At 25.9% G+C, this 13,015-nt stretch carries 14 protein-coding genes; 3 read left to right on the forward strand and 11 right to left on the reverse strand.

Annotated features, from left to right (window positions below; all coding sequences use genetic code 11):
* Window positions 1-28: 28 nt before the first annotated feature.
* The gene (locus KO488_RS02075) at window positions 29-271 is read left to right on the forward strand and encodes a type II toxin-antitoxin system RelB/DinJ family antitoxin (protein ID WP_216057131.1); all 243 of its coding nucleotides are present in this window, start codon (window positions 29-31) and stop codon (window positions 269-271) included.
* Window positions 272-490, forward strand: a complete 219-nt coding sequence (locus tag KO488_RS02080) for a type II toxin-antitoxin system YafQ family toxin (RefSeq protein ID WP_216057132.1) — start codon at window positions 272-274, stop codon at window positions 488-490.
* 66 nt (window positions 491-556) lie between these two features.
* On the opposite strand, the gene KO488_RS02085 is transcribed toward KO488_RS02080, so the two are convergent.
* Window positions 557-955: a type II toxin-antitoxin system PemK/MazF family toxin gene (locus KO488_RS02085; RefSeq protein ID WP_216057133.1), complete on the reverse strand. Its 399-nt coding sequence runs from the start codon at window positions 953-955 to the stop codon at window positions 557-559.
* Window positions 956-1,047: 92 nt separating this feature from the next.
* Between KO488_RS02085 and KO488_RS02090 the strand changes: the two genes are divergently transcribed.
* On the forward strand, window positions 1,048-1,254 hold the full coding sequence (locus tag KO488_RS02090) for a type II toxin-antitoxin system YafQ family toxin (RefSeq protein WP_228318967.1): 207 nt from the start codon (window positions 1,048-1,050) through the stop codon (window positions 1,252-1,254).
* 72 nt (window positions 1,255-1,326) lie between these two features.
* On the opposite strand, the gene KO488_RS02095 is transcribed toward KO488_RS02090, so the two are convergent.
* From KO488_RS02095 to KO488_RS02140, 10 genes are all read right to left on the reverse strand, one after another.
* Window positions 1,327-2,049, reverse strand: a complete 723-nt coding sequence (locus KO488_RS02095) for a hypothetical protein (RefSeq protein WP_216057135.1) — start codon at window positions 2,047-2,049, stop codon at window positions 1,327-1,329.
* On the reverse strand, window positions 2,042-3,160 hold the full coding sequence (locus KO488_RS02100) for an AAA family ATPase (protein ID WP_216057136.1): 1,119 nt from the start codon (window positions 3,158-3,160) through the stop codon (window positions 2,042-2,044). The genes KO488_RS02095 and KO488_RS02100 overlap by 8 nt, the downstream gene beginning before the upstream one ends.
* Before the next feature lie 105 nt (window positions 3,161-3,265).
* Window positions 3,266-5,635, reverse strand: a complete 2,370-nt coding sequence (locus KO488_RS02105; protein WP_216057137.1) for an AAA family ATPase — start codon at window positions 5,633-5,635, stop codon at window positions 3,266-3,268.
* On the reverse strand, window positions 5,622-6,755 hold the full coding sequence (locus tag KO488_RS02110) for a metallophosphoesterase family protein (RefSeq protein ID WP_216057138.1): 1,134 nt from the start codon (window positions 6,753-6,755) through the stop codon (window positions 5,622-5,624). Before KO488_RS02110 ends, KO488_RS02105 begins: the two co-directional genes overlap by 14 nt.
* 15 nt (window positions 6,756-6,770) lie before the next feature.
* The gene (locus KO488_RS02115; RefSeq protein WP_216057139.1) at window positions 6,771-7,424 is read right to left on the reverse strand and encodes an ATP-binding cassette domain-containing protein; all 654 of its coding nucleotides are present in this window, start codon (window positions 7,422-7,424) and stop codon (window positions 6,771-6,773) included.
* The gene (locus KO488_RS02120; RefSeq protein WP_216057140.1) at window positions 7,417-9,051 is read right to left on the reverse strand and encodes a thiamine/thiamine pyrophosphate ABC transporter permease ThiP; all 1,635 of its coding nucleotides are present in this window, start codon (window positions 9,049-9,051) and stop codon (window positions 7,417-7,419) included. Before KO488_RS02120 ends, KO488_RS02115 begins: the two co-directional genes overlap by 8 nt.
* Window positions 9,038-10,039 (reverse strand): thiamine ABC transporter substrate binding subunit, encoded by a 1,002-nt coding sequence (thiB, locus tag KO488_RS02125; protein WP_216057141.1) that lies wholly within the window; start codon window positions 10,037-10,039, stop codon window positions 9,038-9,040. The genes KO488_RS02120 and thiB overlap by 14 nt, the downstream gene beginning before the upstream one ends.
* A 75-nt stretch (window positions 10,040-10,114) precedes the next feature.
* Window positions 10,115-10,924, reverse strand: a complete 810-nt coding sequence (locus tag KO488_RS02130) for an ion transporter (RefSeq protein ID WP_216057142.1) — start codon at window positions 10,922-10,924, stop codon at window positions 10,115-10,117.
* A 21-nt stretch (window positions 10,925-10,945) separates the two neighbouring features.
* Entirely contained in the window at window positions 10,946-11,728 is a 783-nt protein-coding gene (locus tag KO488_RS02135) for a hypothetical protein (protein WP_216057143.1), read from the reverse strand.
* An 18-nt stretch (window positions 11,729-11,746) separates the two neighbouring features.
* Window positions 11,747-12,988, reverse strand: a complete 1,242-nt coding sequence (locus KO488_RS02140) for a ComEC/Rec2 family competence protein (RefSeq protein ID WP_216057144.1) — start codon at window positions 12,986-12,988, stop codon at window positions 11,747-11,749.
* Window positions 12,989-13,015: the final 27 nt, after the last annotated feature.

Here is a 13,015-nt window from a genome sequence, read left to right on the forward strand (position 1 = left end):
TTATTACTTAAAGAATAAGGAGTATCAAATGTCATTAGATGCAACAGTTAGAGCAAGAGTTGATAATAATCTTAAAAAAGATGTAGAACATATCTTTGATGAACTTGGAATTAACACATCACAAGCGATAAATATGTTTCTTAAAAGAGTAAAATACGAAAATGGAATTCCTTTTGAACTAAAAATTCCAAATGATAAAACTATACAAGCCATGGATGAAGCAAAAAATCTTATAGGTGAAGAAACTACACTAGAAGAATTAACAAAATAAATGTTAAGACTTTTTCGTACTAAGACTTTTCTAAAAGATTACAAAAAAGCAAAGCTTACAGACCAACACTATAGTAAATATATTCAATACCTTTCATTATTGATAAAAGAACAAGCCTTACCAGAAGAAGCACTTGACCATGCTTTAAAAGGTGACTATAAAAGTTTTAGAGAATTTCATATTAGTGGAGATATGTTGATTATCTATATAATTGACTAATATTAATTTATTTGTTATAATAGCATTCTAAATTCCTTCGGGACGACCCATCTTTCATGATGGGGTTTAATCAATCAAACTTTTAAATTTATTTTTCATTTTTTCAAAATCTTCTTTTGACATCATTCCTATTTTATTCAAAAGTCTTTTTGTACTAAACAATCTCATTTGAGATAATAATGCAATATTTGTTATCAACTCATTTTTCTTTTGAAATTCAAACTTATAATAATATCTTCCCTCTTTTATTTTAGTAGATAGAGGAATACCAAAAAATATATCTTTATTAAAACCTTTAACTAGTACAATAGGACGAACAAAATTATCACCTTTACCATCTTGTTCATATCCTATATTCTTGCCCATCTTCATATAAAAAATATCTCTATCTTTAAAGCCTACAAATAAGTTTTCATTTTCGACTGATTTTTTAATTTCATTCCAATTGTTATATTTTGAATTCATATATTAGCCTTTATAAATAATAATAATAAACTATTATATATAATTTTTTTAGCTTTTATTTAATGTATTACATTTTGAAAGATAATACTTTTTTGAATAATTTAGTACCCTGTCCCAAGATTTTTAGAAAAGTGGCAATTCATGACCTGACCCCTTTTTTTCTTGACCATGCTTTAAAAGGTGACTATAAAAGTTTTAGAGAATTTCATATTAGTGGAGATATGTTGATTATTTATATAATTGAAAATAACTATTTAAAACTAGTTCGAATTGGAACACATTCTCAATTATTTGAATAATTAAGTATTTTATCTAAGTCATTAAGGGGTTTAATTTTTAAAAAAGTTAAAAATTTAAAGGATGACCTATTTTTATTTTTTAAACTTATTTACACCATAATAATCCAATAAAAATATAGGGAAAGCACTTAAAACAGAAACTCTATTTTCTACATTTATGTATTTTGTTTTTTGATTATTAAATATCTCTAATTGCTCAATTATATTAGTTGGGAAAATAAAAGTATTATTTACAATAAAATTAGCTTTTTTAGAGTTTTCATTAATAATAAAATTCCAATCAGTAAAGCAAAGCTTATCTAAATGCTGCAAATTATTATTACAATTTTGAGATACAATTATTTTATAGTTTTTATTTGATTCCACAACAGTATTTTTAAAATCAATATCATTTTTTAAGTGTTTAATAGCTTCCACCATAGGATAACTAATATATAACTTGCCATAATCACTAGTTTCATCGTTAAATAAGTTAAGCATATATTCAAGTTTTCTATCATCGGCACTTATAGCATGCCCATCATAATCAAAAAATAAGTACAATTCAGAAACTTGATTTCTCTTTATATTTTCTAGTTTTTTATTAGTGTCTTTTAAATTTTCCTTTAACAAAGTAAAAAGTTCTAAATCTTTATCATTTTCCAATTTATTGTATAAACTATAAATTTCACCACAATGAAAACCGTAAACTATAGTATTTGAGTTTTCATTTAAAAAGTATTGCTTTAAATTATTAAAAATTTTTTCTTCGGTTTTTAATCCCTCAAAAACTACTAATATATAATTTTTATTCAAAAGAACCAGCTCTATACATTTTTTCTATATTATGAGCTTCTCGTAACTCTTTATTTGTTCTATCTTTTAATGATGTTATTTTTTTATCATCCATAATAAAATAGCAATCAGGTCTTAAAATATCATTTGAAATATTTGAAGTATTATGTGTAGTTAAAATAACTTGCGTATCGGTCATCGCTTTTAGTTTTTCAACAATAATTTCTGATAAATTATGATGATAATACGCATCAAACTCATCAATAAATACAAATTGACAATTGTTATTTTCCATGACTTTTTGCCACACATAGAACATAGCCAAAGCTCTTGTGCCTGATGATGCAATCGAAAAGAATTCAATCTCTTTATTCTCAAATTTAAAAAAGAGCTGATGATTTTCATCAACTTTTCTTGATATTAATTTACATTTAATTTCAGCTTTATTTAAAAAAGATTCAAAATCTTTTAAGTAATTTTGATTAACTATATAATTAGCATAATTAGAGTGACGTGCTTCCCCTTGTTTAAATCCTATATAAAAGTTATCATCAATATCTTTATAAAGTAACATATTATTTACAAATTCAATAAAATCTTTAAATACGTTATTTTCAATATTTTTTTCCAAAATAGTATTTTTAGATATATATGAAATAATAGAAATATTAGAATCTTGTATATCTTTGTTAAGACTTTCTGCACCTTTTGCAGATGTAGTAAAAATGGAACTTTTATCTTTATTTATATTTATATATATATTACCATTAATAGTAACTTGTTCATTTACTAAAGTTTCATAGTCTTTTTTTGTATATTGGTATTCTACAATATCTTCATCAAATTTAAAAGTAAATTTAAAAGTAGCTTGTGTATCTGAATTATTTGCATTTAGATAATTATTATATTTTTTATGAGCAAAATTTTTATCTGTTAAATGTGATACTAAATCAAATATAGCAAGTCCCAAATTCGATTTACCACATCCATTATGACCATAAATAAGACCTGTATTTATTATTCCATTTTGAATACACTCTTTATTAAATTCAAAATTATTTGTATCACTTAAATCAAATATGAATTTTTCATTAAAATTTTTGAAGTTTGTTATTTCTATTCTTTTTAACATCTTTTACTCTTTTTAGTTTATTAGTTTATTAGAAATATTTTATCGTATATAAGCTAAATTATCCGTAATAAAATTACGGCAATATAATTTTTGTATTTTTATTCCTTACAACTCTACAATACTCTCAAACATCTCTTTAACTTCAATTTCATGACTTATCAAAAATATCTGTCGATACTGTTCTTTTATAGTATGAAAGGCTTCTAGTATTTCTATACGTCTGCTTTCGTCTTGACTTCCAAATACTTCATCAAAAGCTAGGAATCCTATCGTACTTGTTCCACTTAGCTCTGTTAGTGTTTTTGATATGGCAATACGAAGTACTAAATTTGCTAGGTCAATTTCTCCACCTGAAAATCTCTCGATTGGATATTTTTTACCTTCATCATAGATATAGAAATCAAAATCATTTGATACTTCTATATGTTGGTATTTGCCTTTTGTGATTATTGAGTACATTGAAGATGCAAAGCTTGATATCCTTGGAGCTATTTTTGCATTTAATTTTGTTTTAAAATCCCCTAGGCTTAGTTTGATTTTTTCATAGTCTTGCAAGTCATCTTTTTTGATTTGTACTTTTGCTAGTTGTTTATTATTATCATCTAGTGATTGTTGAATTGTTTGGATTTGACCTTGGATTGTGGCCACTTGTACTTTTAGCTTATTTAAAACTGTGATTTTATCTTCTTTTTGTTTTTTAACCTCAGCATATTCTTTTTCTTTTTCTTTATGTTTTACCTCATCATAATCTATAGCTTTATATTCTAACTCTAAGTCATTGTATTTTGTACTTAGGCTTTCTATTGTTTGAGTTGTAGTTTTAAGTTCATCTTTTATCTTATCTAGACGCACTAACATAGTCTCTAAACTTAATACATATTCATATTTTTCTTTTAACTTTTTTTGTTGTTCTATTAGGTTTAAATGAAATGAACTATCATAAGAATACTGCTCTAATTTTGCTAATTCTGCTTTATTTTTAATTCCATGTTTCTTGATTTTTTCAAAGTATTCTTCTTCTTGGATTAAGTCTCTTTTCTTACTTTCTATTAGATTAACTCTCTTTGATAGTTCAAAATGTTCATGGTTTATCTTCTTAAAACGTTCTTCAAGTTCTTCTCTTTGTTTTACAATATTTTCTAGCTGTTCTTTAGATTTTTGAATTTTATCTTTCTTTGTTTGTTCGATTGTACTTTGTAGTGAATCTAATACCTTATCATACTCATCTCTCAAAGGTCTAGTACAAGTAGGACAATTTGAATCTCTTCCAAGTTCTTTTATAGTTTCTATTTGATTCTTTGTATTTGCTATTAGTTTATCTTCACCTGCTATTTCTTGAACTAGTGTTTTTTCTTCTCTTTGTTTTGCATATATCTTTTGCTTTAACTCTTCTATTTCTTTTTCTAAAGCTTCTTCTTTTTGTATTAGCTCTTTATGCTCTTTTGTTTCTTCTTTTAATAAATCAACTTTATGTTTTGATTTAAGATATTGTTCTCTTAGATTTGTTTGCTCTTGAGTTAAGCCCTCTTTTCTTATATGATGTCCTTTTAAGCTCTCCTGCTCTTTTAGTACATCATGTAAGGAAATGTATTCTTCTTTTATACTTTGTAAGCCCTGTAGCTCTTCTTGTCTTTTTACTAAGGTATTTACATCTTCATTTAGTTTTGTTTTGTTTCTTATATGTGAATTTATACTATTTTGCAAAAGCTCACACTGTGATGCGTAGTTTCTTTTCTTTTCTTTTGTACTTTGATGTATTTTTAACTCTTCTTGTATTTGTACTTCTTCTAGTTTTAAACTATTTACTTCTTTAGCTCTTTGTATAGACTCTTTTTCATAATCATTTTTATTTACAGTGTATTGCTCTATATACTCTTTTTTAACCTTTACCTCATCATCGCCAAGTAATACTTCTGCAAAAGCTGTGATTTCTCGCTTTAGGTCCCTACTTTGTTTGATTAGTAAGTCTTCTATAAAATCAATCTTCTCTAAACCTAATAACTTCCTAATCATCTTCTTTCTATCTTCAGGTTTTCTAGTACTTAGGTTTGTTAGCTCTTTTTGTGAAGCAAAGAGTGTATGTAAGAAAGCATCCTTGCTCATCTTTGTTAATGATACAATTGAAGCAGTTACTTCTTTAGCTCCTGTTGTTATAAGCTCATTCTCTTTATAAAACTTTGCATTAGCACTTAAAGCCTTTCCTCTAAACTCTCTACTTACTTTATACATAACACTTTCAAACTCAAACTCTAATTCTACTAAAACTACATCTTTTGTACTTGCATTACTATTTCGTATTACTTCTTTATAGCCTTTATTTTTAAGCTCGCCATATAGTGCAAAAAGTATTGCTTCAAAGATAGTAGACTTTCCACTACCATTTTTTCCTACTATTCCTATAAGTCCTTCTTGGAATTCTAAATAGTAGTTTTCATATCTTTTGAAATTTTCTAGTTTTAGATTAAGCAGGATCATTATTACTCTCCTCGTATATAGAGAAAAGCTCTTTTACTTTTAACTTTAATCTATCATTTTCTTTTTCATCTTTTACATCTTCTTTTATATGCTCTAAAAAATAATCCTCTAAAGATAAAGCCTCTATATCATCTACACTTACATCATTTGTATTTGCTTTAAACTCCCTTTTTATACTAACACTCATAGCATCACTAAATAGCTCTTTTATATCTTTGTTTGATATATCAATAGATTGTAATGCTGATAAGTTAATTAGCTTTACCTCTACTATTGCATCTTTAGTATCAGCTACATCTAAATTAGTAATTGAGTTTTCATAATCTTCGCAATCTATTTGCTTTTGTCGTATGGGTCTTATATCTATTTGTTTATACTCTATATGTAAGGTATTTAATAAATCATTTTCAATATCTAAAACTATAAAACCTTTTTCATTTCTTTTATCATTTAAACTAGTTCGCTCTAAGCTTCCTGAGTAATATACATTTTCATGCTTTCCTACAGATCCAAAACCGTGCCAATGTCCAAGTGCTACATAATCCATCTTAGAAAAGATATACTCTTTGTCTGTTGGATATACCCACTCTCCAAACTCTTGCATCAAATACCAAGCACCAACACTACAATGTAACATCATGATATTTTTCTTTGTACTATCTATATTTTGCTCGCATTTTTCTATTTGACTATTTGCTATTGTTTCATCATTCATATGTGGTAGCGTATGAAATACTATATCTTCAAACTCTATTTTTTTATATTCTTGTTCATATGAAACAAAAATGTTTTTAAAGTTTTCAAATATCTTTAATATTGGTGAACTAAGATTTGTTCTTGGAGTTGAGTGATTACCTGCTATTAGTATAAAAGGAATATCTAAAGCATCTATTTCATTAAACTTTTCAAGTGCATAGGTAATAGCTCTGTTACTAGGAGAACTCCTATGAAATAAATCTCCTGTATGTATTATATAATCTGGTTTGATTTTTTTGATTTGTTCTACTACTTGAGAGAAAGCATCATAAAAATCTGCTTCTCTTTGATTTATGTTGTTTTCATCTAAAATATCAAGGTCGTTATACCCTAGATGGGTATCACTAAAATGTAGTATTTTCACTTTTTTCCTTTTGTATTATATTTTACTTTCTAAAAGTTTTCCATTTTCTACTTTATATACTCTATTAGCTATTTTTTTACAATCATCTAAATCATGTGTAACCATTATAGTAATTAGTTTTCGTTTCTTTGAGATATCTTTTACTAAGTTGAGCATTTTTTCTCTTGTATGTATATCTAGTCCTGTAAAAGGTTCATCTAAAAGTAAAATTGGTTTTTTTCTTATAAGTGATCTAGCTAATGCAACTCTTTGGCTTTGTCCACCTGAAAGAGTTGAAGCTAATTTATCTTCAAAGCCTTCTAATCCTACTTCTTTTAAAATCATTTTTGCTTCTTCTATTTCTTCTTTTTTAGGTTTAAAAGAAGTACTAATACCTAAAAGTACATTTTTAATAACACTTAGGTGTTCAAAAGTATTGTATTTTTGGAAAAGTGTAGTTAGTGGTCTATCTTCTGCACTTAATGTACTAATCTTAATATCATTAAGAGTTATACTTCCACTTAAAGGATTTAAAAAACCTGCTATTAAATCTAGTAGTGTTGATTTACCACTTCCACTTTGACCTATGATTCCTACAATTTCATTTTCTTTTACATATAAAGAAAAATCATAATCATTTTTTATATCATTTTCTTCATAACTATATTTTAGATTGCTGATATTAAGCATTGGTTTTCCTTGTAAAGATTCTTGGTAAAAGTATAAAAATACTAAGTGTTAAAACAAGAAGTATCAAAGCTACCCCTGCTCCATCTTTTGTTTGATATGAACCCATTAGACTATAAAGATACCAAGGTAGTGTTGTTATTTCATCACTTCCAAATAGTGCAATAACTCCTAAATCTCCTAAAGAAAGACAAAAAGAAAGAGCAAAAACATAGAGAACTGATGATTTTAAATATGGCCATTCACAGTAAAGCCATCTTTTACTTCCTTTTAAATTCAAAGAAAAACAAAGCTTGTCATATCTTTGAGCAATATTTAACATAGGTGGATAAAGGATTGAAAGTGCAAAAGGTAATGACATCAAAATATTTGCACATAATACTGAAGCAAAAGCCCAAAGATATAAAGGAGCTTCAAACTTTTGTGAAAATAGAAAAAAGCCTAATCCTAAAATAAGTGAAGGAATTGCTAAGTATATATTTCCAGAGAAAGCTATTAGGATATTTATAAAACTTCTGAACTTTGATTCTTTTATTCTATGGTTAATATTAAAGTTTCTTCTTGTATCACTAATTAAAAGAGCAAAAAACACAGTTAGTATACTAGAAACCGTAGCTATTGATAAACTTGTAAGAAGTGACTTTAAAAATACCTCATCAGAAAAAATCCTTTTAAAATCCGCACCTAAACCATCTACAACAATGGAGATAAGAGGTAAGATAAAAAGAAGTGTTGAAAATGTGATAATAAAGATTTGAAAAATTCTTAATTTTTTTGTTTCATTCCAAGGTATAACTGTACTACTTGTTTTAATATTTGAAATACCTGCTTTAAAGTTTGCAGATAGAAAAACTAACACCATTGTAATACTAAGCTGTATTAATGCCAATTTTAAAGCTAAAGGTATATCAAAATCAAGTTTTACTGCTTCATAAATAGCAACTTCTAAAGTATTATAAGAAGGCGTTCCTCCAAGTGTTAACACTATAGCAAAAGATGTAAAACATAATAAAAATATAGTTGAAGAAATACTTCGTAAAGAAAGTTTTATAGCTGGATACTCTATAAGTCTAAATCTTTGAATAGCTGAGAAGTTTAAACTTTTTGCTAGTTTATATCTTTCTTTTGGAATAGACTCAAATACATGTAATAAACTTCTAGCTGCAAAAGAAGCATTTAGATAAACATGAGCTATTAAAATACCTCCTAAGCCATAAATAGAGTTTTCAAAAGAGTAATCAAAAAGATATAAAAGCGTTCTATTTAACCAACCATTTTGTCCTAAAACTGTAATAATACCAAATACCACTATTAATGTTGGAAGTATAAGTGAAGAAGAAAGAAGTGCTATAAGATAACTTCTTCCTTTAAATGATTTTTGATGAGCTAGCGCCCATGCTAAAAGTGTTCCAATAATAATTGATAAAACAGTTGATAAAAAAGCTTGATAAATAGTGAATTCTATGAGTTCTTGGATTCTATTTGTAATTAAAGATGAGAAGAAGTCATTACTATTTATACTTAAAAATAGTATATAAAAAACTGTAAAAGCTAGAAGTAAAAGGAAGATTGATATAAGACCTCCTGGTATTACAGAAAGTCTGAATCTATTTATATTATTTAATAGCATCTAACCATTCGTTTTGATATTCTTTTCTATTTTGCTCTATTTCTTTATCTTCAAGAAGAAGCATTTTTGAAGGAACACTTAAAGAATCAAAGCCTGCAGGAAGTCCTTTTTGTGTTTTAAGTACTGGATATGACCAGTTTGTAGTTGGAATAATATCTGCAAAAGTTTCACTATTTGTAAACTCTAAAAATTGCTTTGCTAAATCTTTTTGTTTTGATGATTTTAAAATAGCTGAAACTTCAACTTGTCCATAATGGCCCTCTTTAAAATCTGCTGTTTTATAGTTTGTTTTATTTTCTGCAATTATATGATAAGCAGGAGATGTAGTATAGGAAAGAACCATATTAGCTTCACCTTTTAAAAACAAGCTATAAGCTTCAGACCAACCTTTTGTAATTGTGAGTATTCTAGGTGCAAGCTTTTTCCAATAAGCATCAGATTCACTGCCATATATTTTTTTTATCCAAAGTAAAAGTCCAAGTCCTGGAGTTGAAGATCTTGGGTCTTGAATAATGATTTTAAAATCTTTTGGCATTGATAATAACTCATCAAAAGAGTTTGGAACTTTTTTAGTTTTTAAACTATCATAAACAAAAGCGAAATAACCATAATCATATGGTAAAAACTCTTTATCATTCCATTTTGTAGGAAGATTTAATTTTGAAGTATCAATATCATGTTCAATAAATAAATTTGTTTTTCTAGCTATTCCTGCTGAGCTTTTATCTAGTCCTAAAAGTACATCTGCTTTTGTATTTGAACCTTCAAGTTGAATTTTTCTTAAAGCACCAATTGCACTTGAAGTTGAAACAAACTTTACATTACAATTACAAGTCTTTTCAAAAGCTTCTTTTACCTTAGGTGCAGGTCCCCACGAAGCTGTGAATGAATCATAAGTATATACAACTAATGTTGGTTTATTTTCTTCTGCTTGGATTATTGTTGTTAAAAATAAAAGATATAAAAAATATTTTAGTAATTTTGTCATAAAAGCCCCTTTTTATTCGTGTGATTATACAAATATTGATTAAATTCAAACTTAACAAAGAATAGGAATACATAGCTAAAGTTCTGTATTTTCTTTTTTTACTTCTTTAGCTTTTGCTCTTTCTTTTTCTTTTCTTTCTTTTTCTTCTAGTTTTCTTTGTTTTTTATCATTAATTTTTTCCAATAATGCTGAGGTAAAGATACTGCCTGGAATTGCATAAAAGGCGATTCCTAAAAAGCTTACAAAAGTTGTAAGTATCCTTCCCATTAAAGTAACTGGATACATATCTCCATATCCAACTGTAGTGAAGGTAATAACAGCCCACCACATAGTTGTACCCATACTAGTAAAGACCTCAGGTTGTACATCTTTCTCAAAATAATATACTAAAGGTGTAATAGTGATAATTAAAACTAAAAGTGTTATAACAATAAAAATAAATTCTTCTTTTTTCTCTTTTAAAAGTGTTAAAACCAACCCATCAAACTCAGCAAATTTTGCTAATCTAAAAAGTTTAAAAATACGTAAAATACGAAGTGCTCTTAAGAAACCAAAATCTATATTAAAGAAAGTAATATAAAAAGGTAAAATTGCAATTAAATCTATTAACATCATAGGTCTAGTCATATACTTAATTCGTTTAACTCTAGGACTAGAACCAACAGCATAAACTCTTAAAATATACTCAAGTGTAAAAAGAATAACATTCCACATATTTATAATCTTAAAAATATCAAAATATTCAGATAAGTTCTTTTCTGTTTGTAGAAACATTACGATTATACTTATAGCTATATTTAAAAATATCAAAGATTGAATTAATATTCCATACTTATGATTTCTTGGATTTTCAAATATTGTATATAGTTCTTTTTTTATATTCATTTAAACTCTTTTACTGTTTTACTATGTTGTTTTATTCGATAAACTATTATTTGACTTTAATCTTTTAATTTTTAATAGTCTTCTATATGCTTTGAACTGAAAAATAAATCTATACTGTTTATTTCTTTTGAATTTATTTTTTATTTTTGAAAGAAACAGTTTTAACTTATAAAAAAGTTCTTTTGCTTTTTTATAACTTGATGTTGTTTCAAACCATAATAAAAAAGATACAAAAAGTTTTTTTCTTCTATCAAACCAAGGAATTTCAACTAACTTATCATGACCTTCTTCATATAAAACTTTCACGGGAAAAACCATTAGGAACTTAGCCATATAAGACAAAATTGCTAAGATAATATGTCCTTGAATAGTTAGTATTCCAGAATAAACACCAAAGGATTCCATAATTACAAATAAAAAAATAAAGATAAGCAAGACAAAATACTTATTAGCCTTTTGTCTTATATATATTTTAAACTTATCATATATTCTTAAAGAATGTAAATAAGAAAAAATTCTTTTAAAAAGCATATGCCAGAAAAAATCCCAGAAAACAATAATAATAAAGGCTAAAGATAAAAAGATTGTTCTAAAAAACCAATTAGAAACCTTTTTGATTTTTGTTCTTTTACTTTTTTGGGTTTTATAATAATCTATATTTTCAAGTTGAATTTTTGAATCAACTTGCTCATAAATACGTGCAAGCTTTCTTACTATATTTAAGGCAAAATCTAGTATATTTTTTGGTAATAATTCGTAAGAACAAAAAAGAACTAACAAAAAAATTATAAAATAATGTAACATCAAACTCCCAAATATCTTTTAAGTATATAAATATACACTAAAAGCAATCAATAAAACATTTAGTAAAATAAAAGAACTCTTACTTACAATTGAAGCAAAAGATAAAAATATATATAATAAAAAGACAAATAATGAAGTAGAAACATCAAATACGATAAACTCTTTTGCTAAAAAAATCTCTAAATAGCTATCAAAAACTTCTGCAAAGCCAAATATATGCGCAAATAATTCGAGAGGGTAAAAAAAAGTAAAAGCTATAGTAATAAATGGTGAATACAACTGTTCATAAGTAGTATTAGTAAAAAAGTAATGAACTATTGGATTCATAGCAAAATATATCCAAAAGTTAAATAACAAAAGTTTTATTACCATGCTTTTTAATTCATTAAAATATTTTATATAAAGAAAAATATAAAATACTCCAGAAAGTGAAAACCATAAAGAAATAGAAAATATATATTTAGGTAAAAATGCAATTATTATTAAAAAAGTAAGCAGCAGGTTTGTAAAAGAGATTAGTTTTATATTTGAGCGCAATAAAAATATACCTAAAGTCAACATAATAAAAGCTCTAAGCAAAGAAGCAACTATATCAGTTAAAAGTAAATAAAGAAACAAAAGTACTAAAGTGATTAATAATAAATCAAACTTTTTATTTCTATAAGGAAAGTGTCTTTTATGGAAAAAGTCATAAGGAAAATAAATAATCCAATAAATCAAAAAAGATAATACAGATAAATGAAAGCCTGAAAGAGCAATTAAATGAGTTATTCCATAGTTTGCAAAAGTATCTCTTAATTCACTTGACACAGGAATGGCTAAAAACAAGGCATTGAATACTTCTTTAATTTCAGGATTTTGATGATTTTCATTGATTTTTTGTGAAATCTTATCTTTAAAAGTATTATCTCTTTGAAGTTTATCAAAGTAAATATTTTTTGCATAAAAGCCTTTTAAATATGAAATAAAATCTATTCTTTTTGTTAAGAAAGCTATTTCAATCAAGTCTAATTTATTCAAATCATTATCTTTATTTACTGATGTAAAAAACTGAAAATTACTATTTTTTAATCTTAAAACATCCACTTTTTCTTTTTCATAAATATTTACAATCTCAACTTGTGTTTCATAAAGTTCTTCATATACTACTTCTTGATATTTGCTATATTCTATTGAGATATTAATTAGAAATATTATAAATAATATTCCAATAAATGCTAAAAGATTTTTAATTGTTTTTGTTTGTTCTAAAATAACCATCTAAATTATTATAGTCTATTATTTATA

This window comes from Poseidonibacter lekithochrous (assembly GCF_018861145.1).
GTDB classification, from domain to species: Bacteria; Campylobacterota; Campylobacteria; order Campylobacterales; family Arcobacteraceae; genus Poseidonibacter; species Poseidonibacter lekithochrous_A.